A 26,097-nucleotide genomic window follows, 5' to 3' on the forward strand; every position below is an offset into this window, starting at 1 on the left:
GTTGCTCTCTAAGCCGGGACGGATGACGGGGCGCCTGACGGGACAACGGCGGCATCAAAGAACGCGAGCTCCAAACGCACAGCCTCGCGGAACGTCTCCGTAACGCGGTCGCGAACTTCCGGATCTACAGGCTCGACGGCGTTGAACTCCTCCCGTAGCCACGTCACCCAGGCGTTGTACTCGGGATTATTGTGGAGGCGGATCCACTCCGAGTGCTTTGGCGCGGCTGGCCACAGTTCAGGATCTCGGGCCCGCGCGGCCCAGTCCCCGTAAAGCCACTCGGCAACAAGGAGGACAGCCAGGACGTCCGGATAGGAGCGGGTAGCCAGGGCGCTGCGCATGAGGGAATCAAAGTCCCGGGTCACGGCTCCCAAAACAGGCCCGATCCGGTCAGCGTCCGCAACGTCCAGTTCATCGAAGCAGTCTTGGAAGTACGTGTTCTCGTCCGATGCGAATGCTCCCAGGACCCGCGCGAACACCAACCGTGAGGACAAGGATGGAGCAGACGCCACAGCCTGCCCGAGGAGCGCTATGAAGGCATCGCAGAACTGGTAGTCCTGCACAAGGTAGCGCCGAAGGTCGTCGTCGGAAAGACTCCCGCCGAGCAACTGATCCACAAACGGATGGTTGATTGCGGCGTCCCAATTGTTGATGCAGTCCTTCTTGAGTTCTTCGGCAAAGCCCACGTGTTTCCTCCTGAAGTGTCAGGACTGCACGCTAGCAGCCGACGGTGGTGGTTACGGCTGAATGACGCGGCGCGACAGGCGTCGCCCACACGGCTCAAAGGCCAGAGGGGGTAGTGCTCCAATTCTTAGCGTCTGCCCATAATCCGATTCCTAAGCCATGGCTCGCTTCCAAAAGGGGTACCGGGCGCTCATGTAGCCTTGGCGGAAAGATGCCGTTCAGGCGGAAGGTCTGCGACAGGTCTTCAAGGGGGAAATATGATCGCAAACGGTTTCAAGCGTGTCGCACGGCGGAGTGCCATGGCTGCGCTTCTCGTGATCGGTTTGGCAAGCAGCGGCGGTGTCCCGGCGACGGCGGCAGGCGCCCAACCGCTCCACCATATTGATATGGACGGAGTTGTGTCCATGGTGGGAATGCCGTTCGTGGGATCAGAGCTGAGGATGGGTGCGCCGGGGGAATTCTCGGGCTGCGACAAGACCGGGGCAGCGCCGGATGGTTACACGATTGAATGGCTGAGCAACGGCACACCCCTTCCGGCGGAACGCCAAGTGGAACCCCTAAAAATTCTGCCGGAAGACCGCGGGAACCGCCTCTCCTTCAACGTCTACGCGACGACTCCGGAGAAGCAACAGTGCGGCGACTCCCTAAGGGGCGATGAGAACACGCTGCTGCACAGCAAGGAGACAGAGCCCATTGCGGCGTCCAACCGGGCCATGGGCTGGACCGGGCGGGGAAACTTCGAGCTGTTGGGCCGCACGGACACCGGGGAACTGGTCCTGTATCCCCGGACCTACACTTACACCCTCGGATCGTGCGACGCCGGAGTGTGCCCCAGCTACGAAACGTCGCACTGGGACCAGCCCAGGCTCGTGGGCACCGGATGGAACATCTTCAACATCGTTTTCTCACCTGGCGATTTCGATGGGGACGGCAACAACGACATCCTTGCTCGCGACGCGGAGGGAGACCTCTACCAATACCCGGGCGATGGACACGGAGGCTGGCTGGACAGATCTGTCGTCGGTACGGGCTGGAACATGTTCGACACGTTCGTGGGTCCGGGTGACTTTGACGGGGACGGCAACAACGATGTCCTCGCCCGCGATGCACGGGGCGATCTCCACTTGTACCCCGGCGACGGTGAAGGCGGCTGGAAGCAGGCGGTCGTTGTGGGCACCGGCTGGCAGGTCTTCGACAAGATCATTGCCTCCGGCGACCTAAGCGGCGACGGTGCCGTAGACATCCTCGGACGTGACCACGCCGGCTACATGCACCACTACAGATCAGACGGCCAAGGAGGCTGGCAAGGGGCTAATACCTGGGGTCCCGGCTGGGAGGTCATGTCGGAAATCATCGGCGCCGGCAGCTTCACCCACAACCTGGGCGAGGCAATACATTGGGGGCACACGGTGACACGGAACGACACCATCGCCATCAACCCGGACGGAGACCTGCTCAAGTACACCGGCTTCGTTCCCACCGCCGAAACCATCGGCACCGGCTGGGACATCTTCCGCTCCTTGATCTAATAGCCCACTCGAAAGGGATGCCCGAGAGAAATGGCTCGCCGTCCTAACCGTCATCCCGAGCCCGCACCCGTCCGGTAATTAGTCCGGTCAGCAAGCCCATCAGTATGGGGAAGGTGGTCCCGGGAGCCCATGAAGCCGTGTCGGAAACGGGCGCCTTCGGACAGCACGACGCCGGCCGGACAGTCAGACTGACCATCCGGCCGGCGTCGTTATTTCCTGGGCGGTGTGCCGCCCCTCAGCAGACTATCCGGCTCCTTTCCGCGTGCATCGGGTCCGGCCAGTTGCCGACCAAGTCGGGCCAAAAGCCGATACGTTGGCTGGCGGATGCCTTTGCGTGATTGCGGACAGGGACCTGGATTTTGCGAAGCATGGGTGCCTCCTGACTGATGTCTTATGCCTGCGTCGGTTGGCGCAGGTGGTGGTGCCTGCCAAAGCAGGAGCCACCGCATCAGTCAGGTCGGGACCCGGGATCGAACGAGGGTTGTGGTGATGCCGTTCGCTGCGGGTCCGTCACTGGACCGGCTCTCGGAGGCGGCAGCGGCGAGAGGACCTCCGGGATGTCGGACGCCCCGGGGGCGGACGTGCTTGAGCCGCCCGCTCCGGACACGCCTGCGGTGCTTGGCGCCGGTACCGGATAAAGCGGTGCGCCGGGAACCGGGCTGCCGGGTGCGAGCATCGCGGCGGGCGGAACCCCTGCTGGATCAAAGGTCGGTATGGGCTGCGGGAGGCTGGGGCCTCCGAGCAAGGGCGCCGCTGCTTGCGTGGTTTGGAGTACGACGGCGAGTGGCAGCGTCGGAGCGCCCGACGGTGAGGTTGTGGCTGCCGGGGAGGTCGAAACCTCAGGCGGGGCGACGCCGTCGAGCGGGTTGGGCGCGGGCGCCGGCGTTGGAGGAAGCGGAGGGTCGGCAAGCCCGGGCAAGTCCGGCACATCGGGCAAGCCAGGCACTTCCGGCAGCGCGGGCACCGCGGGCACGGGAAGTACGTCTGAAACTTCGGGCAGGAGCTCCAGGACTCCCTCCACCACAGGAAGTTTCTGTACCTCGGGAAGCTGGCCGACGACCGGAACCTGGGGGGCACCTAGTACTTGGGGGACGGTTACCGTCGGGAGCGCGGGAGCCGTGGGAGCCTCAGGCAGCGCGGGAGCCTCAGACAGCACGGGAGCTGCGGAAGCCTCGGCCAGCGGATCAAGATCGGGAGCCGCTGGGTCCACAGAATCGGCCAACGATGTGACCGAGGGCGCCTGCAGAGTCTGCGTTAGCGGCGTGGTGCTGCTCGGTAGCGGAGGTATGACGGGAAGGATATCCGCGGCGGCTGCTGAAGGGCCTGTCAACCACAGCATCCATGCAGACGAGGCAAGCATGGCAAGGAGGAAAGGGCGCAGAAGTATGCTGCGGCGTTGTCCCGGGTTCTTGGCCAAACGCTCCACCCCCCACTGCGGCAATGGAGCTTTAGGATACGCCCGGCGGCGCATCCGGGTACAGAAGGTGGCAGCTGGTAATCCATGTGGCCGTGGAAATTGCAGTTCAAAATCGCGTTATTGCCGTTCCGTTTCGGGAACTTCGAGCGGACGATGGTCTTGGATGACCCTTCTTCGGTGAAATGAGGCAACGATGAGAACCAGGCCTGCCCGGCTGAAGTACGTCGCCGGCTTCAACATAGACACGGTGGCCGCGGCGGCGGGTGAGGATCCAAACACTCTGCGCCTGGAGAATCTTGATACCGACCTTCTTCCGCCTCCGTTGGCGATCGAAGCTACCCGCGCGGCCGTTGGCCTGGACTCGGCCAACTCATACCTCCCTTTCACGGGCCAGTTGGCCGCCAAAGAGGCAGTGGCGGCCCATGTGGCGTCCCGCAGCGGCGTCAAGTACGATCCGGAAACCGAAATCATCCTGACTGCCAGCGACGGAGACTGCCTTCTGGACGCACTGCTGGCCCTGACCGACCCTGGCGATGAAATAGTGCTCACTGACCCCACGTACGCGGGCATGCTCAACAGGGTTTATCTGGCAGGAGGCGTGCCGCGGTTGGTGGCGATGACAGCCGGGGATGGAACCTGGCGGTTGGACATCGATGCGTTGGAAGCGGCAGTCACACCCGGAACGAGGGCCGTCTTCCTCCAGAATCCGTCGTTTCCCGCCGGCTACAGGCTCAATGACGAGGAATGGCAGGCCATTACCAGGCTATGCGTGGAGAAGGACCTGTGGCTGATCTATTGGTCGTTTATGGAGGGAGTCGTCTACGACGGTTTGCCGGTTGTGAGCCCGGTGTCCTATCCGGGGATGCGGGACCGCACCGTCATTGTTGGCACACCCTCGATCGAGCAGCGGATGATCGGCTGGAGGATCGGGTGGATCGTCGCCCCCGCCGCGGTGATACCGGACCTCGCGATGGTTCACATCTACAACGGCATCACCCCCGGAGGCATCGCCCAAGCCGGGCTGATAGCTGCCCTGGGCGGGGCCGATGACGGACTGGCTCAATGCATTGAAGAGTGGCAACGCCGGCGTGATGCCCTTACCGCATCCCTGGAAGGCTTTGCCATGATCCCGGCTGCCGGAGGTTGGTCGCAGATCCTGGACACCACGGAGCATGGGGTGAATCCATCGGACCTTTCCCGAGTGCTTTTAGGGCATGGTGTAGCCGCCACTGCCATGACTGGCTGGGGCGGCGACGTAGCTGGCCGTCATCTGCGTCTTGTTTTTAGCAACGAACCTGTTGAACGGATCGAACTTCTCGGTGACCGTTTCAGGGCGGCGGTGCGTGGGGCGGGCGGACGCATCCCGTAGAACGCCGGGCGTCAGTTGATGGACGTGGGACCGGAGGGGCTGAATCCGGACCCCCTGGGTTTCACTCAGCTGGCATGAAGAGCGCCGAAAGGATCACTCCTCTGTAAAGTCCCCGGCATCCCTGCGGAAGGTCCCCAGGACGCGGATAAGGTGATCGACGTCGTCGGCCCCGAAGCCTGACTTGCCGAAAACCTCGGAATTGAGTGCCGCCGTCGCCTTCTTGGCGAGGGTGCGGCCCTCGGCAGTGAGCTCGATCAGGGTGGTGCGGCCGTCGGTGGGGTGCGGGGAGCGGGCCACCAGGCCGGCCTTTTCGAGACGGTCGACGGCGTTGGTCACCGAGGTGGGGTGCACCTGCAGCAGCGCGCTCGCCTTGTTCATGGGGAGTGCGCCGCTGCGGGCGAAACTCAGCAGCGCGAGGAGTTCGTAGCGTGCGAAGGTCAGGCCGAACGGTTTGAGGACCGTCTCGATGCGTGCAAGCAGGATCTGCTGGGTGCGCATGATCGCGGTGATGGCTGCCATGGGCGCGGCGACATCGCCCCAACCGTGCCGTTCCCAGTTGCGTTGGGCGTCGGCGATGGGGTCGCGGGGGAGTGGGGTGCCCATGGGCCTCCTTCGTTGCTCGGGTGGCTAGTCTTTCAGATTCGGGAACTCTTCCTCGGTGTATTCCAGGCCGAGGCCTGCCGGCAACGGTCCGCTTCCGTGCCGCGCCACTTCCGTGCCGCGAAGTTCCACACGCCTGATCTTGCCTGAAATGGTCTTGGGCAGTTCGCCGAATTCGAGACGCCGTATCCGTTTGAAGGGCGCCAGGTGCTCGCGACAGTATCGCAGGATGTCCTCGGCAACGGCGGGTCCGGGTTCGTAGCCGGCGGCGAGCACCACAAACGCTTTCGGCACCGACAGCTTCACCGGGTCAGGCGAAGGTACGACGGCGGCCTCCGCCACGGCGGGGTGTTCGATCAGTACGCTTTCGAGTTCGAAGGGGGACAAGCGGTAGTCGGAGGATTTGAAGACGTCGTCGTCCCGGCCCACATAGGTGATGACCCCGTCGGCGTCCCGGCTGGCCATATCGCCGGTGTGGTAGTAGCCGTCGCGGAACGCTTCTGCTGTTTTCGCTTCGTCACCGAAGTAGCTTTTCATGAGCCCCACGGGCCGGGGGTCCAAGCGCAGGCAGAGTTCGCCGTCGTCGGCTTCCTTGCCGGTGAGCGGATCGACCAGGACGACGTCGTATCCGGGCAGCGGCCGGCCCATGGAACCGATCTTCACCGGCTGTGCCGGCGTGTTCGCGATCTGGACGGTGGATTCGGTCTGGCCGAAACCGTCGCGGATGGTGACGCCCCACGCTTCCTCCACCTGGCCGATGACTTCCGCATTCAGCGGTTCGCCGGCGGACACCACCTTCCGGGGCGGCGAGGCCAGCTGAGTGAGGTCCGCCTGGATGAGCATGCGCCAGACGGTGGGCGGCGCGCAGAAGCTCGTGACTCCTTCGCGGCCCATTTGGTCCATGAGGGCGGCCGCATTGAAGCGTTCGTAGTTGTAGATGAAGACACAGGCCTCGGCGATCCAGGGTGTGAAGACGTTGGACCAGGCGTGCTTGGCCCAGCCGGGGGAGGCGACATTGAGGTGCACGTCGCCGGGTTCAAGGCCGATCCAGTACATCGTGGAAAGGTGGCCCACGGGGTAGGAGGTGTGGGTGTGCTCCACGAGCTTGGCCCTCGAAGTGGTGCCGGACGTGAAGTAGAGGAGCAGTGTCTCGTCCGCTTTGGTGGGGGCGTCGGGCGTGAAGTCCGTGCCGGCGTCGTACGAATCCGCGTACTGCAGCGCCTGGTCGTTGGCGTGGTCCGCGCCGACCTCGATGAGCGTGTAATCGCCCGCCACGTCCGCGAACTTCCCAATGTTGGCGCTACCCACGGCCACCCAGTTGGCCCCGCCCCGTTCTACGCGGTCTTGGAGATCCCGGGCGCCCATGAGGGTGGTGGTGGGGATCATGACGATGCCCAGCTTGATGCCGGCAAGCATGAGCTCCCAAAGCTCCACCTGGTTGCCAAGCATGATGATCATGTGGTCCCCGCGTTTGACGCCCTCGCTGCGCAGCCACTTGGCGAGTTGGGAGGACCGTCGCGAAAGGTCCGCAAATGTGCGACGTGTGGAACTGCCGTCCTGCTCCACGATGACCAGTGCCGGTTTGTTTCCCCGTTCCGGATCCGCAGCGATCTGGTCGAACCAATCGAGGGCGAAGTTGAATTCGTCAAAACGTGGCCATTCGAATTCCCTGTGGGCCTGCCTGTAATCCTCGCGCAGTTCCAGCAGCCGGTCACGGGCCGCACGGAAGTCTTCTGTGACTGTCATAGTCCGCCTTTCGCTGGGGGATTAGTGCCTCGGCGCCGTCGCCGGAGCACCCCGCCTAGTGGTCCACATCACCTTGCAATATACTAGGACATCCAAGGGTTTGGAAGAGCCTGCGTTGGACATGACGAAGGGGTCAAATGCTCGACGAAAAAGCAGCTGCCGGCACCGTTACCAGCGGCGAACCGACACGGAAAGTCCTCCCTCCTTATCCGGAGGCGGACCTGATGCATGTAGTGGACCTGCTTCCTGCGGGGGAGCAGGAGCGGTACGCGGAGGTGCGGGAGTTCCTCCAAACGCGGATCCGCGCTGCCAGCATCGAATATTGGAACCGCGAAGAGTTCCCGTTCGGGCTCCTGGCCGAAATGGCAAAATACGGGCTCGGCGGGCTGCAGACCGACGGCTCCTCCAAGCTGTTCAAGGGCCTCATGTACACCGAGATTGCCCGGGCAGACGTGTCGCTGTCCGCGCTCGTGGGGATCCATAACGAACTCATTGTCGGCATGATCCATGAACTCGGCTCTCCCGAACAAAAGCGGAAGTGGCTGCCCGGGCTGGAGGCCTTCACACAGTTGGGCGCCTTCGCGCTCACGGAACCGGACCACGGTTCGGACATCGCCGGAGGACTCTCGACGACGGCGCGGCGCGACGGCGGTGAATGGGTCATCAACGGTGCCAAGCGCTGGATCGGAGCGGGGACAATCGCCGACTTCGCCTTGGTGTGGGCCCGTGACGTGTCTGATCACCAGATCAAGGGCTTCATTGTGGAGACGGACCGGGCAGGATACTCGGCCACCAAGATCACCAACAAGATCGGCCTCCGCATCATGCAGAATGCGGACATCACGCTGGACGACGTCCGGATTCCTGCGGATAACCTGCTGCCCGGCGCCACGGCATTCTCCCGGGCCAATGACCTGCTGCGGGACTCGCGGGCCTGGGTGGGGTGGCAGGCTGCGGGCATCCAATTGGCGGCCTTCGATATTGCCAGGTCCTACGCCTTGGAACGTAAACAGTTCGGCAAGGAATTGGCCCGGTTCCAGCTCATCCAGCAGCAACTCGCGGACATCCTGGGCAACGCCAATGCCTCCCTGTCCTTGATGGTGGAACTGGCCCGCATCCAGCAGGCGGGGAAGCTGGAAATGGTGCAGGCCGCGATGTGCAAGGCGACCACAACGCGTTTGGCGCGCTCGTCGGTGGCTATGGGGCGGTCCCTGATGGGCGGGAACGGCATCACCACGGATTACGAGATGGGCAAGCTCTTCGGCGACGCCGAAATCCTGTACACCTACGAGGGCAGCTACGAGATCAACTCCATGATCGTGGCCAGGGCCGTCACGGGAAAGTCGGCATTCGTCTAAGGCGACAAAGAGGGCATCTCTTCGCTCGTGGAACGCCGGCGAAGAGATGCCCTCATTGTCAGACTGCTATGAACTTTGGGTTAGGACCTGGACAGGTTCGGGGGAATTTGGCTCGGCGGAGTTTGGCTGCGCGGAGGCTGGTTCGGGAGAGGGGGCCGCAGCGGCGTGCTCGGCCAAAACCCCTGTCCGGTGCCTGATACGGAGGCGGTAAAGGAGCGTTCCGCCGATGATCACCGCAGCAACGAACATGACGCCGCCCCACTGCAGGTACCACTCGAAGGGCGGTACTGAGTTGTAGATCTCCGGCCGTGGCCAGATCAGGTTCACCGTCATCGCGCCGCCCCAGAGCACTGCCAGGATGTTCACGGGCAGGCCCCATTTGCCTAGGCTGAATCCCGGTTCTGATCCGTCGTCCTTCAGGGGCCACTTCTTAAGGAACCGGCGCCGCAGCATCGGAACGGTGACCAGCAGGTAGGAGAGGTAGATCAGGACGATGCTGATGCTGGAAAGAATGGTGAAGATGGCCGGCTGGGAGATGTTGACGATCAGCGGGATGACTGCCACTGCACCGATGACGATGGCGGCCACTGTGGGGGTTTTCCGGGTGGGGTGCACTTTGCTGAGCTGGCGGCTGAAGGGAAGGTTGTTGTCCCTGGCCATGGCGAACATCATGCGGATAGCTGCTGCATGCACGGCCAGCGTGCAGACCACTACGGCCACCACGATGCAAACCAGGAAGGCCTTGCCGAAGGGGCCTCCCAGCACCGAAAGAACGATGTACTGGAGTCCGCCGTCTGCAGTTCCCAGCTTGGGATCGGACAGATCCGGCGCAGCCAGGATCCCGCCAAGGAGGAGCAGGCCTCCCAAGAGGAAGGACGCAGTAACGGCACGCAGGATAGCCTTGGGAGCCGTGCGCTTGGGGTCCTTGGTTTCCTCGCCCAGGGAGCTGGCGGTGTCGAACCCGTACATGACGTAGCCGGAGGCCATGGCGGCAATCATGAACACCCCGAAGAAGCCCAGGGGATGCTCTTCACCGAATCCGGCCGTATCCAGGAGGACTTCCGGTCCGCGCACTGAATGCCAAATCAGCGCCGCTATCAGCAGGACGGCCGCAACCAGCTCCACGAATACGCCCACGCTGTTGATCATGGTCATGAGTTTCACGCCGAAAGCGTTGATGAGTGTGGAAATGCCGATCATGATGCTGGCAAGGATGACCCCGTTGACGGCGAAGTCGTAAGGGCCCGGTTCCATCGCCCACCAGCTGGAAGCCGCTCCAGATCTGCGGCAGGGTAATTTGAAGGGCCAAGGCAACTGATCCCAGCGCCATGATCGAGGAAAGCAGGAGCAACCAGCCCGCCAGCCAGGCCCACGTTCCGCTTGAGAGCCGTTTGGCCCAGTTGTAGACAGATCCAGCCACCGGGTAGCGGCCGGCCAGTTCCGCAAAGCACAGTGCCACCATCAGCTGGCCGACGAAGACGATGGGCCATGACCACGCATAGGCAGGCCCGGCCGTGGAGAAGCCGAAGTAAAAGAGTTGAAAAACGCCGGTGAGGATGGAGATGTAGCTGACGCCGGCGGCGAAGCTGGCGAACTTACCGATGCTGCGGTCAAGTGTTTGCGCGTAGCCAAACTCGTCCATGCCGCTTGCATCGCTCTTGCAGGGTCCTAATTTGCTGGGTTCTGACATTCGAACTCCTAACTCAGACTTGCACCGAATGGTGATGACCTGCGGCCGCCATTGGTCGCAGTCGAAATCAATAGGCCGGGCACCACTATGTGCCTCCGGCTGTTCCCCCATGGTTGTAACGGGGCTGGTTGGGCCTTCGAGGTGGTCGAAGTCCAGGCCTGCCCGCCAAGCCGCGACCGTATAGGTGTGGCGTGGGTCATAAGAAGAGGTTAGTTCAGATTGAACAGGCGTTCAAGACTTGTCTATGAACAAATGTTCAAGATAATGCGGGCGCTCATTCAAGGCCTAAGCGCTCGCGGGCACCGAAACGTGGGCATGGAAAACGCCGGTGGGGGCGCTGCATGCACCCTCCACCGGTGCTTTCACTGGAAATCGCGTCTCAGGCGGGGGTCAAGCTGAAGTCTGCCTCCGCCGTCGTTGATTCAACCGTCCGGCTGGCTTTGATGAGGTCCGCGCACCGCTCCCCGATCATCATGACGGTGATGTTGGGGTTGACGGTGACGTGTTCCGGCATGACGGAGGCGTCGGCAACCCGCAGGCCGGTAACGCCCTTGACCCGCAACTCGGGGTCCAGCGGTGACATGTCATCGTCCACGGGACCCATCCGGACAGTACCGACCGGGTGGTACACCGTGTTGTGCGTTTTGCGGATGTAATCCTGCAGTTCTTCGTCCGTCTGTGCCTCGATACCAGGGGAGAGCTCCCGGCCAGCCCATTCAGCCATGGCGGGCTGAGCGGCGATTTCCCGTGCCTTGCGGATGCCGGCAACCATGACCCGCATGTCGTGGCCCTCCGGATCCGTGAAGTAACGGGGGTCCACCATCGGCTTGTCGCGGAAGTCCCGGCTGCGCAGCCGGACGGTTCCGCGGGAACGGGCGTGGGTGACGTTCGGGGTGAGGCTGAAGCCATTTTCCGTGGTGGGGTAGCCGTGCCGAAGGGTGTTCATGTCGAACGGGACAGAGCCGTAATGCATCATCAGGTCCGGACGATCCAAGCCCTCTTCAGTGGGGGTGAAGATGCCAATCTCCCACCACTGGGTGGAGGTCTGCACCATGGGCTGCTTGGCCTCGAACTGCACCACGCCTTCCGGGTGGTCCTGGAGGTGCTCGCCGACGCCGGGGGAATCGACCACCACGTCGATGCCGTGTGCGGCCAGATGCGCGGCCGGGCCGATGCCGGACAGCATGAGGAGCTTGGGGGAGTCGATGGCTCCGGTTGAGAGGATCACCTCGCGATGCGCTGTGAGCCGGTGGGTCCGACCGAAAGCCGAGTCAACGACGTCGACGCCGGTGCAGCGCTTGTCCGCGTCGAACACCAGTTGGCGCGCCCGCAGGCCGGTCAGCAGCGTGAAGTTTTCGCGTTCGATGATGGGGTGGATGTAGGAGACGGAGCTGGAGGAACGCGTCCCGTCCGCACGGCGGTTGATCTGGAAGAAATTTGCCCCGTTGATCACCGTGCTGCCGTCGTTGAACTTTACGCGGGGGATGCCGGCCTGCTCGCAGGCATCAAGGAGCGCGACGCCGGTGGGATCCGCCGGGGGCACGTTCATCAGGTGCACGGGCCCCGAGTCGCCATGGTGGGGAGCGTCCGGGCCCGCATCCTCATTGGTTTCCAGCCGCCGGTACAACGGCCAGGCCGCGGCGGCGTTCCAGCCGGTGGCGCCGTACTTTGACTCCCACTCGTCCAGGTCTTCGCGGGGTGCCCAGAAAGCGATGCAGGAGTTATGGCTGGAGCAGCCGCCCATGACCTTGGCGCGGGCGTGGCGCATGAAGGAGTTGCCGTTCTCCTGCGGTTCCACCGGGTAGTCCCAGTCATATCCCGACTCCAGCAGTTCCATCCAGCGGTCAAGCTGCAGAATCTCGGGGAGGCCGCGGTCATCCGGACCGGCTTCAACAAGTGCCACGGAAACGGAAGGATCCTCGCTCAGGCGTGCGGCTACAGCGGCCCCGGCCGAGCCGCCGCCAATGACGACGTAGTCGAACCCCCGGTCGTTGAGGTTCTCGATGTTCTCGGTGTGCATCTATTTCTCCTTGCTGCGGTCAGCGAACCAGCCGGTTACCTGCGGGTTGGTGTTCTGGTAGATGTGCTTTGCTTCCTGGTATTCAGCGAGGCCGGTGGGACCGAGCTCGCGGCCGACGCCGGACTGGCCGAAGCCGCCCCATTCGGCCTGCGGAAGGTAAGGGTGGTAGTCGTTGATCCAAACGGTGCCGTGCCGCAGACGGCCTGCTACCCGCTGCGCCTTGCCGGCGTCCTGGGTCCAGACGGCGCCGGCCAGTCCGTAAATGGTGTCGTTCGCGGTGGCTACGGCTTCGTCTTCGGTGCGGAAGGTCTCCACGGTCACTACCGGGCCGAAGGCTTCGTCAACCACAACCGACATTCCCCGTTGGACGCGGTCCAGGATGGTCGGCTGGTAGTAGAAGCCGGCGTCGTACTTCTCCCCTTCAGGCGCCGCACCGCCACAACGCAACCGCGCGCCCTCCGCAACGCCACGCTGGACGTACTCGTGGACCTTGTCGCGGTGCTCTGCAGAGATGAGCGGTCCGGTTTCGGCGTCATCGTCGAAGGGCCCGCCGAGGCGGATGTCCTTTGCCCTGCGGACCAACTCGTCGACGAAGCGCCCGGCGATGGATTCCTCCACAACCAACCGCGCCCCCGCAGAGCAGACCTGGCCCGAGTGCACAAACGCGCCGTTCAACGCATTGTCGACGGCGGCGTCGAAGTCAGCGTCGGCAAACACGACATTGGGGTTCTTGCCGCCAAGTTCCAGGGCGACCTTCTTGACGGTTCCGGCGGCCGCCGCTGCGATGCGTTTGCCGGTTTCCAGGCCGCCCGTAAAGGAGACCAGGTCAATGTCGGGGTGCTCTGAAAGGGGTGCGCCCGCTTTGGCTCCGGGGCCTGTCAGGAGGTTGGCGACGCCGCCGGGCAGGCCAAGGTCCTTAAGCAACTGCATGGCAAGGATTGCCGTCGACGGGGTCAGCTCGGCAGGCTTGAGGACGAAGGTGCAGCCAGCGGCCAACGCGGGAGCGATCTTCCATGCAGCTTGCAGGAGCGGGTAGTTCCACGGCGTGATCAAGCCGCAGACACCAACGGGCTCGTAGACGATTTTGCTGACGACGGCGTTGTCCCCAGCATCGACTATGCGGCCTGCCGACTGCCCGGCGAGCCTTCCGAAATATTCGAAGCAGGCAGCGATGTCATCGATGTCGATACGGCTTTCGATGATCCGCTTGCCCGTGTCCAGCGATTCAGCGCGGGCGAACTTCTCCCGGCGTTCGCGCAGTTCCGCGGCGACCTTCAGCAGAAATGCACCGCGATCGGGCGCCGGAACAGAGGACCATACGCCGGAGTCAAAGGCTGCACGGGCTGCCGAGATGGCGCGCTCAGCATCTTCGCGGCCCGCCTCGGAGACCGTGGCGACCAGTTCGCCGTCGGCCGGGTTGTGGATCTGGCGCACCGCGCCGGACGCGGCCGGCTCCCACGCGCCGTTGATGAAAAGAGTGGATGCGGAATCGGAGAATGTGGCTTGGGTCATACGATGCAGATTAGTTCATCTTGAACATCTGTTCAAGAGTCAGTATGAACAAATGTTCAAGATTTCGGGCTGCGCGTTCGCGTGGTGAGGGGGTGGTGTGGGTGCTGTTCCGGGGGACAACGACGGCGCCCCTACCGTTGCCGGGAGGGGCGCCGTCGTGGTCCGGAAGCTATTCGCAGTATTCGATTCTTGGCTCTCCGGCACACGTTAAGCCGAAAGCGCGCAGCGGAATCAGCTGTCCCCGGCCCGTGCCGCCCTCTTCAACTCAGCGATCCTCAGCCGTAGGAAGATGACGGCCAAGACCAGGGCGTACACGGCCAGGGCGGCCACCGCGATCATGAAGACCGCGTACAGGATGCCCATAATTCCGAAGGCTGGACTTAAATTCATTGCTACCCCCAATAGTCGTTGAGCCCCCATGCTACGCAAACCACGAGCGATTTCCGTGCACCAGTGGTACTCGTACGGCGTCTGTCAGCCAAGCTCGGCTCGGCGAGCCTCGGCTCCGTACTCTGACCACCCGCCTGGGTAGAGGCGGCCGCGACCAAATCCTGCATACTCGAGAGCGAGAAGGTTGTGGCATGCCGTGACGCCTGATCCGCAGTAGGAGATGACGGCAGTCGCATCTTCGATCCCAACCTTCGCAAACGCTCGTCGGACCTCGGTGATCGGGCGCAGGCGTCCGTCAGGGTCTAGGTTCCCACGGCATGGGACGTTCACGGCGCCGGGGATGTGTCCGGCTTGGGGATCGGTGGGCAGTTGGAGGCTTCCGTCGAAGCGGTCGGCGTTTCGAGCGTCGACGATGATCCCGGCAGCCCCTGCCTTAATGTCCTCAAGCTGGGCGAGATGCTCCTTCGGCCACGGAGACGGCGTGAAAGTCGCGGGCGTCGGCTTGGCGGGCGTCGTCTCCAGCGCTTCTGTCCACGCGGCAATCCCGCCGTCGAGCAGCGCCGCCCGATGCCCGAGGGCGCGTAGCATCCATACGAGCCGTGCTGCGATGACTCCTCCCGCATCGTCATAGGCGACGACGGTGGTGGAGTCGCCGATTCCCAGGGAAGACATTCCCTGCGCGAACACTTCAGGGTCGGGAAGAGGGTTCAGGCCGCGTGGTCCCGAACTGCCCGACAGCCATGAATCCAGGTCCACGAACAGCGCGCCTGGAAGGTGCCCGCCGTCGTACGCTGCACGACCCGACGCGCCGTCGAGGTACCACCGAACATCAGCGGTGACAACGTTGGTTCGGTGTGCCTTGAGCCATGCGGCATCAACAAAGGGCGGAAGGTCCTCTTGGGTTGTCCGGCTATCGTCCATACAGTGCAGGCTAAAGGACGCGTCCATTATTCGAGCAAAAACGTCCCATTATATGGACGCTTGCCTAGGGGCCCGCGACCGTCGCCGCAGAATCCCCTCTACCTGTGTTCAACCATCGTTACCCCGCGAAGGGGCGAAAGCGATCTGCTCCGTGCGGGCAATACCTCGCTCGATAGCAGCCTTGTCTATGCCCAGGAGCGTGGTGAGCCACATGCCGTTTTGCACGACGACGATGTCTGCCGCGCGCTCCCTGCACTCATCAGCAGAAAGCCCGGGTCTGGCATTCCCTATGAGTGTGGCAAGCCCGACCAGATACCGGTCAAAAGCCGCCGCGTTGATCCGTGCAAAGTCCTCGTCAGCCTGGGCGAGGGCCCAGAGGTGGAGGCGGAGGGACAGGTACGGCGTAGTCAGGAGATCAGGGTCCGCAACGCGCCGAAGTGACTCCCGGAGTTGCTCCTCAGGGGTTGATGCCGGCTCCGGCTCCACGAGCATGAGGTCGTGCTCTTCGATCCGGTGCAGAACCGCGCGGATCAGGCTCGACTTGTCCTCGTAGTAGTAGTTCACGAGCCCAAGCGCCACGCCTGCTTCACGCGCCACGGCTCGCATATTGATGCCCGAAATGCCGTGGCGGGACAGGAGTTCCAGGGCCGCTTCGAGGATGCGTGTCTGCCTGTCAACCTGTTCGCTGGACTTTACGGTGCTTGTACCCATTCGGCCAGACTATTGCCAAACCCGAATTGGCGCATCCCGGCTGCCTACAGGTTTTCCTCCGCGTAAACCCGCAGGGCATCGCGAACGAACGTGGCTCCCGGCTCGCCGCCATAGTTCGCGGCAAATCGAGGATCAGCAACGTACATTTCACCGAGGCCGGTGACGTAGCCTTTCACGTCTCCACCGGGTGTGGCGGACGGTGTGCCTGGGATTCCGCGGAGCCATTCCACGTGGCGCCTTGCCAGTTCTTGTGCTTCAGCGCTATCCGGCGCGATGCCGGATGTGGCAGCGGAGATCCAGTCGCTACCCAGTTGGCGGGAGCGGTCCTTCCATTGCTGCTTTTCTTCGGCGCTCATGCCGCGCCACCAAGCGTCACTGGTGGCGTAAGCGTCCTTGCCCCAGCGTTCCTCCACCTCGTCCTTGTATTGAGTGTGGTCGAAGCCGTCAAACATGTCCTGTGCCATGTACTTTCCATCCCCTTTCAATGTGTCAATGGTTTGCCGCACCGACGCGATTTGCCGCGACAGGCGGTCCTGCTCTTGCCCAAGCCATTCCAGATGGCCGCTCAACGCCTTGACGGTGTCGGTCTCCCGGGCCAGCACGTCGGCAATCGCAGGCAAGCCCAGTCCAAGTTCCCGGAGCAGGAGGATCCGCTGGAGCTGCACCAAGGCCGGACCGTCGTAATAGCGGTAGCCGTTATGACCGGTCCGGCTTGGCTTGAGCAGCCCAATATCGTCGTAATGACGCAGCGTGCGGCTGGTGGTCCCTGCCATTTTGGCAATTTCCTGGATCGACCAGTCCATGTGTCCTCCGTCCGACCTTCGCGTTCCTGGCTTGTCCTTTGACAGTAATGGTTGACGTTACGTCAAGGTCAAGGGGGTGGATTGGAGGAATCAGTCGGCCAGGATCAGGTAGAGCGCGCGGCGGGTTTCATCGAGCTTTTCGATCGCCGCCCTGCGCTGTTCGTCGGTTGCCGCGGCGCGGAACTGGTGGACGACGCCCATCAGTTTCCCGATGCTTTGGTGGAACTCCTGCATGTTTCCGTCAGCCTCGGTGTTCCAGGCGTTGGCGAGTTCTTCTTCATGCTCTGCAACGTAGGCCCGGCCATCGTCCGTCAAAGTGAATTCCGTCCTGCGCCCCTCGCCCACGGCTGTGATGAGCTCTTCATCAACCAGCTGCTGCAGCGTGGGGTAGACGGACCCGGGGCTGGGACGCCAGGCTCCGGAGGTCTTCTCGGCGATGGTCTTGATCAGTCCATAGCCGTTGGAAGGAGCCTCGGCGAGCAGGGAAAGAATTGCAGCGCGGACGTCGCCTCGGTTACGACGGGGACCGCCCGGCCCGAACCCGCGGGGACCGAATCCGCCGGGGCCGAACCCGCCAGGTCCAAACCCGCCGGGACCAAATCCGCCAGGCCCGAATCCCGGGCCGAAGCCTGGCCCGCGGCCGGGTCCGCCGTGTCCTTGGGGACCCCGGCGCCCTTTGCCGCGATTGAAGCGGCCGCGTCCATGGCCATGTTCGGGAAGTCCGGAACCGTGTTCCGGGAACGAGCTTTCGTCGTGATTGTGGATGCCTTTCATAACAGCATCATCCTTTCGGTTAGTGGTTCGTCGAAGGAATATCGGCGATAGTTAACGATATATCGGTAACTATCGGAACGTCAATAGTCTTTTTGGGGATCGGGCATGCGGTTAGGACGGTTGGGATGTGAGCGAGCATCGGGTGGGGACGGTTGGGATGTGAGCGAGCATCGCGTGGAAACGGTTGGGATGTGAGCGAGCATCGGGTGGAAACGGTTGGGATGTGAGAGAACGTTAAAGTCCGACGGCGGGTGCGGACTTCACGTGAAGTCCGCACCCGCCGTCGGGGTTCTTTGGGCGTCGGGGTTCTTGGGAAAGCCTACGAAAGGGGAGTGACGTAAGCTCCCGAGATCCCGCCGTCCACCAGGAATGTGGATGCCGTGATGAAGGAAGCGTCGTCGCTGGCGAGGAACGCGACAGCCGCGGCCAGCTCCTCCGGCTCCGCGAAGCGACCCAGAGGCACGTGCACCAACCGCCGGGCTGCCTTCTCGGGATCCTTGGCGAAGAGTTCCTTAAGCAGGGGAGTGTTCACCGGGCCGGGGCAGAGAGCATTGATACGGATGCCCTGACGGGCGAATTCGACGCCGAGTTCGCGGCTCATGGACAGCACGCCACCCTTGGAGGCGCTGTACGAAATCTGGGACGTTGCCGCCCCCATGACAGCCACGAACGACGCCGTGTTAATGATGGAGCCCTTGCCCTGCTCCTGCATGTACGGGATGGCGTACTTGCAGCAGTAGTAGACGGAGGTCAGGTTGACCTCCTGCACCCTGCGCCAGGCGTCGATTCCGGTGTCGAGGATGGAAGCGTCGTCGGCGGGGGAGATACCGGCGTTGTTGAAGGCGATATCCACGCTGCCGTAGGTCTCTTTGGTCTGGGCGTAGAGGTTGCGAACCTCTTCTTCGCTGGTGACGTCCACCTTGACGAACAGGCCGCCCACTTCGTTGGCAGCGGCGATTCCGGATGTCGGTTCGATGTCGGCGATGACGACGTTGGCGCCCTCAGCGGCCATCCGGCGTGCTGTGGCCAGGCCGATGCCACTGGCACCGCCGGTGATGACTGCGCTGCGGCCTGCGAGACGGTTCGAAACTACTGATTGCATTGGTGCTCTCCTTTGAAAGAGTGGAAAAAAGTTCAGGCGGACTGGGTGGAAATAAAGACGTTTTTGACTTCGCTGAAGGCATCCAGCGCGTCGGGGCCAAGCTCGCGGCCAAGGCCGGACTGCTTGAAGCCGCCAAAAGGCGTGGAGTACCGGACAGACGAGTGCGAATTCACGGAAAGATTGCCGGACTCGACGCCCCGGGCTACGCGCAATGCGCGGTCCACCTTGGACGTCCAGATCGAGCCGGACAGGCCGTACTCCGTGTTGTTGGCGATCCGGATGGCGTCTGCTTCGTCGTCGAACGGCACCACGGCAACAACCGGCCCGAAGATCTCGTCGGTGAATGACGGGGCTTTTACATCCGGGGTCAGTACAGTCGGCGGGAACCAGAAGCCCGGCCCTTCCGGCGCCTTCCCCTGGAAGGCGACCGGTGCGCCGTCGGGCACGAAACCGGAAACCGTCTCCAACTGCTGGGCGGAGATCAGCGGCCCCATTGTGGTGGCCGGATCTGCGGGGTCTCCGACACGCATGCCCAGGACCTCTGGTTCCAGCAGCTCGAGGAAGCGCTCATAGACGCTGCGCTGCACAAGGATCCTGGAACGTGCGCAGCAGTCCTGCCCGGCGTTGTCGAAAGCGCCACCGGGGGCGGCCGCCGCAGCCATCTCAAGGTCGGCGTCGTCGAAAATGATGTTGGCGCTCTTGCCGCCCAGCTCAAGCGTCACGCGCTTCACCTGCTCGGCGCAGCCGGCCATGATCTGCTTTCCCACGCCCGTGGAACCGGTGAAAACCACCTTGCGGACCGCCGGATGGGTGACGAACCGCTGGCCCACCACGGAACCCTTGCCGGGAATCACCTGGAAGACGCCCTCGGGAATGCCCGCTTCAAGCGCCAGCTCGCCAAGGCGGATGGCGGTCAGCGGCGTGACCTCCGCCGGCTTGAGCACAACAGTGTTGCCTGCGGCCAACGCGGGGGCAAATCCCCACCCTGCAATGGGCATCGGGAAGTTCCACGGAACAATGATGCCAACAACGCCCAGCGGCTCATGGAAGGTCACGTTGACCCCGCCGGCCACGGGAATTTGCCGTCCGAAATGACGTTCCGGAGCAGCCGAGTAGTAATTGAGGACGTCGCGGACGTTGCCCGCTTCCCATCGCGCGTTGCCAATGGTGTGGCCCGCGTTGCGCACCTCAAGTTGCGCGAGGTTCTCCAGGTCATTGTCGACGGCGGCAGCGAACCGTCGCAGCAGCAGCGCCCGGTCCGCGGGGGCAACTGCCCGCCACGTCTCGTAGGCGGCGGCTGCCTTGGCAATGGCTGCGTCCGTTTCTGCCGGGCCAGCCAAGGGAACAGTCTGGATGACCTCCTCGGTGGCCGGATTGATCACATCAAACACTGTTGCTGTCATGCGGGGGACATCGCTTTCATTGTTGCGGTCTGGTCTGAGCGGTAGCCGGCGGCAGCTTCCACGAACCCGCGGAACAGCCGGAGATCGTTGGGGTTCTGTTCCGGATGGAACTGAACACCCAGAACCCAGCCGCCTTCGGTTGTTTCAACTGCCTGGACCAGGCCATCGGCGGAGCGGGCAGTCACACGCAGGGTGTCCGGCACCGAGTCCAGGGCCTGGTGGTGGTAGCACGGGGACGTGGCGGAGTCGCCCAGAAGGTGGTTGATGAGGCTGCCCGGGGTGGTGATGAAGGATGCTTCTCCATAAACCCCAGGTGCCGGCTGGCTCTTGCTGTCTGGAATGACGTCGGGGATGTGCTGGATCAAAGTCCCGCCCAGTACGACGTTGAGGAGCTGCGCTCCGCGGCAGATCGCGAACAGCGGGAGTTGGCGCTCAAGTGCGGCACGGATCAGGGCGGAATCGTGCGCGTCCCGCAGCGGCTGCGGCTTGGTAGCTGGGTGCGGCGGCTCGCCGTAGAGGGAAGGATCGACGTCGGGACCTCCCACCACGATCAAGCCGTCCACCAGGTCCAGCACGGATTCGTCGGTGCCCAGCGGAGGGAGCAGGATTGGTGTTGCTCCGGCTGCGACCACTGCCTCCACGTACGTTCCGGGGAGGATTGCCGCCGTCGTATTCCACACTCCCCAGGAGGCCTCCTGAAGGTAACTGGTGAGCGCGATCCTGGGCTTGTACGGTTGCCCGTAAGTTTCAGAGACGTTCGAAGCCACGGACCCGCTCCCAATCTGTGATGGCGCTGTCGTAAGCGGTGAGCTCAACGTTGGCGGCGTGGACGTAGTGGTCCACCACGTCGTCGCCGAAAGCCTTGCGGGCAATGCTGCTCTCGGCCAGGAGGTCCCGCGCGTCCCGCAACGTAGTGGGCAGCCGTTCCGCATCGGATTCGTAAGCGTTGCCCTTGGTGATTGCCGGCAACTGGAGATCGTTCTCGATGCCATGGATGACTGCGGCGATCATTGCAGCCACGGCGAGGTAGGGGTTCACGTCGCCGCCGCCCACGCGGTTCTCGGTGCGGAGGCCGCGGCCGTGACCCACCACGCGGAGCGCGCAGCTGCGGTTGTCCAGGCCCCAGGCGATCGCCGTCGGGGCGAAGCTGCCTTCCACGAATCTCTTGTAGGAATTGATGTTGGGTGCCAGGAAGTAGGCGAGTTCGCGCAGCGCCGCGAGTTGACCCGCTACGAAGCGTTCCATCAGGGGGCTGAAGCCGTGTTCGCCGTCGCCCGCCAGTACCGGGTTCCCGTCCAGGTCGGTGAGGCTGAAGTGGATGTGGCAGGAGTTGCCCTCACGCTCATTGAACTTGGACATGAACGTGATGCTCTTGCCGTGCTGGTCCGCGATTTCCTTGGCGCCGTTCTTGTAAAACGTGTGCTTATCGCAGGCGGCGAGGGCTTCATCGAAGCGGAACGTGATTTCCTGCTGGCCGAGATTGCATTCGCCCTTGGACGACTCGACCACCAAGCCCGCAGCTTCCATGTTGTTGCGGATGGAGCGGATCACTGGTTCCAGCCGGGCGGTGGCAAGGAGCGAGTAGTCCACGTTGTACTGCGTCGACGGCGCAAGGCCCGTGTAGTTCTTCTGCCAGGCCTGGTTGTATGAGTCATCGAACATCAGGAACTCAAGCTCGGTGCCAACGTGGGCCCGGTAGCCCAGCTTTTCGAGCCGTTCGATCTGCGCTTTCAGGATCTGCCGTGGTGATGCTGCCACGGGCGTCCGGTCTGTCCACAGGACATCGCACTGCACGATGGCTGTGCCTTCGAGCCAAGGGACCTTCCGGAGTGTTGAAACGTCCGGCAGCATCACCATGTCCCCGTAGCCGGTCTCCCAGGACGACATCGCGTAGCCGTCCACGGTTTGCATTTCAACATCCACGGCGAGCAGGTAGTTACAGCCCTCCGCGCCGTGATCCAGAACGTCTTCAAGGAAGGAACGTGCGCCGCAGCGCTTGCCTTGGAGGCGACCCAGCGCATCGGTGATGGCGACGATGACGGTATCGATTTCGCCGCTTCCTACGGCTTCGCGCAGTTCGTCGACGGTGAGCTGCCGGTTCCGGCTGGACTCTTGGATGTGGGAATTCATGATGTCTCCGCAGTGTGGTTCTGTGAGTGGATGTCAGGTTCTGCTGGCTGCTACTTCAGCTCGGCCTCGGCCATGGCGAGTTGGGCGAACTCTTCCTCGGGTGCGCCCGCCACGATCCGGTGCCGGCTATAGAGCCAGTAGTAAAGGAGGGCAGCGGCAAAAATCGCTGCCGTAATGGAAGCGGCAAAGACGTCGACGACGAACGTCGCCACGACGGCCACCGCGGACAGGACCAAGGCAATCGACGTCGTGACGATTCCGCCCGGCGTCGTGTAACCGCGTTCCAGGTTGGGTTCCTTCTTGCGAAGGACGATGTGCGAGAGGTTCAGCAGGACGTAGGAAACTGTCGCACCGAAGACTGCGATGTTGATGAGCAAGGCACCGTCCTGGGTGATGGCCGCGAGGAGGAATCCAATGGTGCCCGGAACAATCAATGCCCAGTACGGGGTGCGCCGTTTGCCGGTGAGGGAGAGCCAGCGGGGGAGGTAGCCTGCCCGGGAGAGGGCAAACAGCTGGCGTGAATAGGCGTAAATGATGGAGAAGAAGCTCGCCACCAGACCAGCCAGTCCGGCGTAATTGATGAAGTCTGCAAGGAAGGTGTTGCCGCCGTAGGCGATGCGTAGGGCTTCAGGCAGCGGGTTGTCGGATTCGCTCATGGCCTGGGAGCCAGCTGCACCGGGTACCAAAACCAGCATTAGCGCGCCGAAGACCACCAGGATAATGACGGCCACAATGATTCCCCGTGGCATGTCCCTCTTGGGATTCGACGTTTCCTCAGCCGCGAGGGGAACGCCCTCCACCGCCAGGAAGAACCAGATTCCGTAGACCAGCGCAGCCAGGATGCCGCTGATACCCATGGGCAGGAACGCGCTGGAGCCTGCGGATCCATCGGGAACAATATCGAACAGCCGGGCGGAATCGAACTTTGGAAGCAGGCCGACGACGGCGGCGGCCAGGGCGATGGTGGCCACCGCGGTGATGGCGAACATGATCTTGAGGGCTTCGCCGACTCCGCGGATGTGGATGCCGATGAAGATGACGTACGTGACCAGGTAGACCGGCCACGAGTTGGTGAGGCCAAAGAGACCAAGTGCCTCCACATAGCCGCCGATGAAGGTGGCAATAGCTGCCGGTGCCACCGCGTATTCGATCAGGACCGCCATGCCGGTTGCGAATCCACCGAGTGGTCCCAGGGCCCGGCGGGCGAACGCATAGCCGGCCCCCGCCGTCGGGAGCGTTGATGAGAGCTCAGCGAGCCCGAAAACCATGCAGGTGTACATCACGGCCATGAGAAGGAAAGCGATCAGCAGGCCGCCCCAGCCTCCTTGTGCCAGGCCCAGGTTCCAGCCGGCGAAATCGCCGGAGATCACGTAGGCCACTCCAAGTCCCGCGAGGAGAACCCATCCGGCGGCACCCCGTTTGAGGCGCCGGTGCTTCAAATACTCATCCTCGCCGCCGGGCGGCTGGTGCACTGTTTCCATGCGTGTTCCTATCGTCTGAGGAATGCTTCTGGGAAGAGTCGAGCGGGGGGATCAATCAGATCCTAAAGGACTGTTTTCAGTCCAAAGTGTGCTTCAAAGTCTGGAGCGTGATTCGCCACGAGTCAAGACTTTTCTGAAAAACCTGATGACTTGGATCACAATCCGAGGCGTGTCCAATGGTTTCTTTGATGACCTTTATTGCTCGGCGTGGGTAGCATGGAGGCAGCAGCGCCCTATGAATGGCCTCATTGGTTGGCGCAGCCCGCATTCCGTGGAAGGAGATGCCGTGCCGGACTCACCGTTTGGCCCGTCGTTCTCGATGCTGCGCCCAGTCAGGGGCGGCAACGCGTTCGAAGAGACCATCGAACACATCCTGCAGACCATCAAGCTGGGGATCTTCGCTCCGGCCGAGAAACTGCCGCCCGAACGCGAACTGGCCGAACAATTGGGAGTCTCCCGCGCCACCCTTCGCGACGCCTTGGGGGAGTTGCAAAGCGCCGGCTATCTGGAAGTCCAGCGCGGCCGGTACGGCGGAACATACGTTTCCACAACGGCAGTCCAGCGCCAGCCGGACCAAGGGCCGCTCGACCCCGCCGAAGTGGAGGACGTCCTGCTCTTCAGGTCCATCATCGAGCCTGCCGCTGCTGCTTTAGCCGCCAAAGCGGACCTCTCCGCAGCTGCCCGCAGGCACCTACAGGTCTGCCTCTCTGAAGTCAGCGCTTCCCCTGCCGTGGGCTACCGTCCGCGCGACGCCCGGTTCCACATCGCGATTGCCGAATTGTCCGGCTCCGCAAGCCTGGTAGGCGCCGTGGCCGAAACACGGTCCCGGCTCAACGAGCTTCTGGACCGGATCCCTTTGCTCAGCACCAACCTGGAGCATGCCAACGAACAACACACCGAGATCGCCGAAGCGATCCTGCGCGGCGATGCCCCCGCCGCCGAGCGGGCCACCATCGAACACCTGGAAGGAACGGCTTCACTGCTGCGCGGCTTCCTCGCCTGATCCTCGCTCACATCCTGCGGCTTTTTGGCGGACGTTCTCTCACATCCTGCTGCTTTTCGGCGGTCGTTCTCTCACGTCGTGCGGCTTTTTGGCGGACGTTCTCTCACGTCGTGCGGCTTTTCAGTGATCGTTCTCTCACATCCGAGGCCGCCCAGGTCGAATCAAAGGACGTCGAATCACGTCGCAATATGGTTGAGCCTTTGTCATGCGGCTGACTAGTGTTGGACACATGCGCGAACTCCAGGCCAAGATCATCGAGGAAATGGGCGTCCAGCCCCGGATCAACCCCAAAGAGGAGGTCCGCAAACGGGTCACGTTCCTGAAGGAATACGTGAAAGCCACTGGCACAAACGGCTTTGTGCTGGGCATCTCCGGGGGTCTTGATTCCACTCTTGCCGGTCGCTTGGCACAGCTGGCAGTCGAGGAATTGGAAGCTGAAGGCGTTAACGCGAACTTTGTCGCGGTCAGGCTCCCCTACGGTATCCAGCACGACGAAGACGATGCCCAAGCTGCGTTGGACTTCATCAAGGCCAAGACCGAACGGACCTTCAACATCTCCCGCGCCGTGGACGGATTCGAGGAAGAGTTCGAGAAAACCACTGGCGCTGAAATCTCCGACTTTCACAAAGGCAACACCAAGGCCCGCGCACGCATGGTTGCCCAGTACGCAATCGCCGGCGAACACAACTACCTGGTGATCGGCACAGACCACGGCGCCGAGTCCGTCACGGGCTTCTTCACTAAATATGGCGACGGCGGTGCGGACATCCTGCCGCTGTTCGGTCTGAACAAACGCCAGAACCGCGAACTCCTGGCCGAGTTGGGCGCTTCCGCGCGACTTTGGCAGAAGGTGCCCACGGCTGACCTGCTGGACGACAAGCCGGGGCCGTACCGATGAAGACGAGCTCGGAGTCACGTACGACCAAATCGACGACTACCTTGAAGGCCGCGAAGTTCCCGACGGCGTTGCGGAAATCATTGAGCAGAAGTACCTCCGCACACGCCACAAGCGGACAGTGCCGGTCACCATCTTCGACACGTGGTGGAAATAGCCCCGCATTTCCTCTCTCATATCCAATAGGTTTTTGGCGGTCGTTCTCTCACATCAAACGTGCTTTTGGCCGATGCGCTCGCACATAGCACCGGGCTTCGACGCGGAGCTCCCATCACGCAGTCCCAGGAAAACTTTACGGCCGCACGGCCCGACGTGGGACGCATCGGTTGAGTGCCGACGTGCAGGATGTGAGAGAACGATCCGTTAACGGCGGCGGGATGTGAGAGAACGTTGCCTGTAGGGCGGCAGGATGTGAGAGAACGATCCTTAAAAGGGCGGCGGGATGTGAGAGAACGTTGCCTGTGCGGCGGCAGGATGTGAGAGAACGTTGCCTGTGGGGCCGCGGGATGTGAGAGAACGATCCCTAAAGGGCGGCAGGATGTGAGAGAACGATCCCCAA

Annotated in this window: 20 protein-coding genes and 2 pseudogenes; 5 read left to right on the top strand and 17 right to left on the bottom strand. The window is 62.8% G+C overall.

Translation table 11 applies throughout. The annotated features are described in order from the left end of the window. Positions 1–8: 8 nt before the first annotated feature. Positions 9–686 carry a TenA family protein gene (locus tag LDP01_RS20850; protein WP_224095066.1) on the bottom strand — a complete coding sequence of 226 codons (678 nt, stop codon included), beginning with the start codon at positions 684–686 and terminating at the stop codon, positions 9–11. A 255-nt stretch (positions 687–941) separates the two neighbouring features. Here LDP01_RS20850 and LDP01_RS20855 point away from each other — a divergent pair, with 255 nt between their 5' ends. Further along, positions 942–2,213, top strand: coding sequence for an FG-GAP repeat domain-containing protein (locus LDP01_RS20855; protein WP_224095068.1), 1,272 nt, complete (start codon positions 942–944; stop codon positions 2,211–2,213). 448 nt (positions 2,214–2,661) lie between these two features. Here LDP01_RS20855 and LDP01_RS20860 read toward each other — a convergent pair whose 3' ends face one another. After that, positions 2,662–3,552: a hypothetical protein gene (locus LDP01_RS20860; protein ID WP_224095070.1), complete on the bottom strand. Its 891-nt coding sequence runs from the start codon at positions 3,550–3,552 to the stop codon at positions 2,662–2,664. 271 nt (positions 3,553–3,823) lie between these two features. Between LDP01_RS20860 and LDP01_RS20865 the strand changes: the two genes are divergently transcribed. Then, entirely contained in the window at positions 3,824–4,999 is a 1,176-nt protein-coding gene (locus tag LDP01_RS20865; protein WP_224095072.1) for a pyridoxal phosphate-dependent aminotransferase, read from the top strand. A 93-nt stretch (positions 5,000–5,092) separates the two neighbouring features. On the opposite strand, the gene LDP01_RS20870 is transcribed toward LDP01_RS20865, so the two are convergent. Together LDP01_RS20870 and LDP01_RS20875 are read right to left on the bottom strand one after the other, a co-directional pair. Next, entirely contained in the window at positions 5,093–5,602 is a 510-nt protein-coding gene (locus LDP01_RS20870; protein WP_224095074.1) for a MarR family winged helix-turn-helix transcriptional regulator, read from the bottom strand. A gap of 24 nt (positions 5,603–5,626) precedes the next feature. Beyond that, positions 5,627–7,345, bottom strand: coding sequence for an AMP-binding protein (locus LDP01_RS20875; protein WP_224095076.1), 1,719 nt, complete (start codon positions 7,343–7,345; stop codon positions 5,627–5,629). Positions 7,346–7,482: 137 nt separating this feature from the next. On the opposite strand from LDP01_RS20875, the gene LDP01_RS20880 reads away from it, so the two are divergent. Next, positions 7,483–8,703 carry an acyl-CoA dehydrogenase family protein gene (locus LDP01_RS20880; RefSeq protein ID WP_224095078.1) on the top strand — a complete coding sequence of 407 codons (1,221 nt, stop codon included), beginning with the start codon at positions 7,483–7,485 and terminating at the stop codon, positions 8,701–8,703. Positions 8,704–8,769: 66 nt separating this feature from the next. On the opposite strand, the pseudogene LDP01_RS20885 reads toward LDP01_RS20880, so the two are convergent. The 13 genes and pseudogenes from LDP01_RS20885 to eat all read right to left on the bottom strand — a co-directional run bounded on the left by LDP01_RS20885 (position 8,770) and on the right by eat (position 23,640). After that, a pseudogene (locus LDP01_RS20885) lies at positions 8,770–10,393 on the bottom strand (amino acid permease). Positions 10,394–10,772: 379 nt separating this feature from the next. Further along, complete coding sequence (locus LDP01_RS20890; RefSeq protein ID WP_224095079.1) at positions 10,773–12,413, bottom strand: GMC family oxidoreductase; 1,641 nt, start codon at positions 12,411–12,413, stop codon at positions 10,773–10,775. Continuing rightward, entirely contained in the window at positions 12,414–13,925 is a 1,512-nt protein-coding gene (locus LDP01_RS20895; protein WP_224095080.1) for an aldehyde dehydrogenase family protein, read from the bottom strand. Between the two features lie 231 nt (positions 13,926–14,156). Next, complete coding sequence (locus LDP01_RS20900) at positions 14,157–14,315, bottom strand: hypothetical protein (RefSeq protein ID WP_224095081.1); 159 nt, start codon at positions 14,313–14,315, stop codon at positions 14,157–14,159. An 84-nt stretch (positions 14,316–14,399) separates the two neighbouring features. Continuing rightward, complete coding sequence (locus tag LDP01_RS20905; RefSeq protein WP_224095082.1) at positions 14,400–15,236, bottom strand: sulfurtransferase; 837 nt, start codon at positions 15,234–15,236, stop codon at positions 14,400–14,402. Positions 15,237–15,344: 108 nt separating this feature from the next. After that, a complete protein-coding gene (locus tag LDP01_RS20910; protein WP_224095083.1) occupies positions 15,345–15,947 on the bottom strand; it encodes a TetR/AcrR family transcriptional regulator in 603 nt (200 codons plus the stop codon). 44 nt (positions 15,948–15,991) lie between these two features. Further along, on the bottom strand, positions 15,992–16,750 hold the full coding sequence (locus LDP01_RS20915) for a MerR family transcriptional regulator (protein ID WP_224095084.1): 759 nt from the start codon (positions 16,748–16,750) through the stop codon (positions 15,992–15,994). 90 nt (positions 16,751–16,840) lie between these two features. Then, a complete protein-coding gene (locus LDP01_RS20920; RefSeq protein WP_224095085.1) occupies positions 16,841–17,524 on the bottom strand; it encodes a PadR family transcriptional regulator in 684 nt (227 codons plus the stop codon). A gap of 319 nt (positions 17,525–17,843) precedes the next feature. Then, positions 17,844–18,626 carry a 3-oxoacyl-ACP reductase gene (locus LDP01_RS20925; protein ID WP_224093969.1) on the bottom strand — a complete coding sequence of 261 codons (783 nt, stop codon included), beginning with the start codon at positions 18,624–18,626 and terminating at the stop codon, positions 17,844–17,846. Positions 18,627–18,658: 32 nt separating this feature from the next. Continuing rightward, entirely contained in the window at positions 18,659–20,029 is a 1,371-nt protein-coding gene (locus LDP01_RS20930; RefSeq protein ID WP_224093970.1) for an aldehyde dehydrogenase family protein, read from the bottom strand. Continuing rightward, positions 20,026–20,796, bottom strand: coding sequence for a gamma-glutamyl-gamma-aminobutyrate hydrolase family protein (locus LDP01_RS20935; protein WP_224093971.1), 771 nt, complete (start codon positions 20,794–20,796; stop codon positions 20,026–20,028). Before LDP01_RS20935 ends, LDP01_RS20930 begins: the two co-directional genes overlap by 4 nt. Further along, positions 20,777–22,159: a glutamine synthetase family protein gene (locus tag LDP01_RS20940; protein WP_224093972.1), complete on the bottom strand. Its 1,383-nt coding sequence runs from the start codon at positions 22,157–22,159 to the stop codon at positions 20,777–20,779. The genes LDP01_RS20935 and LDP01_RS20940 overlap by 20 nt, the downstream gene beginning before the upstream one ends. Positions 22,160–22,209: 50 nt before the next feature. Next, positions 22,210–23,640, bottom strand: coding sequence for an ethanolamine permease (gene eat / locus LDP01_RS20945; protein WP_224093973.1), 1,431 nt, complete (start codon positions 23,638–23,640; stop codon positions 22,210–22,212). Positions 23,641–23,926: 286 nt separating this feature from the next. Here eat and LDP01_RS20950 point away from each other — a divergent pair, with 286 nt between their 5' ends. Both LDP01_RS20950 and nadE read left to right on the top strand, forming a co-directional pair. Next, positions 23,927–24,643 carry a FadR/GntR family transcriptional regulator gene (locus tag LDP01_RS20950; RefSeq protein WP_346658941.1) on the top strand — a complete coding sequence of 239 codons (717 nt, stop codon included), beginning with the start codon at positions 23,927–23,929 and terminating at the stop codon, positions 24,641–24,643. Between the two features lie 229 nt (positions 24,644–24,872). Beyond that, positions 24,873–25,695, top strand: a pseudogene (gene nadE / locus LDP01_RS20955) (NAD(+) synthase). Positions 25,696–26,097: the final 402 nt, after the last annotated feature.

Source organism: Arthrobacter sp. StoSoilB13 (assembly GCF_019977255.1).
In the GTDB taxonomy this organism is placed as follows: domain Bacteria; phylum Actinomycetota; class Actinomycetes; order Actinomycetales; family Micrococcaceae; genus Arthrobacter.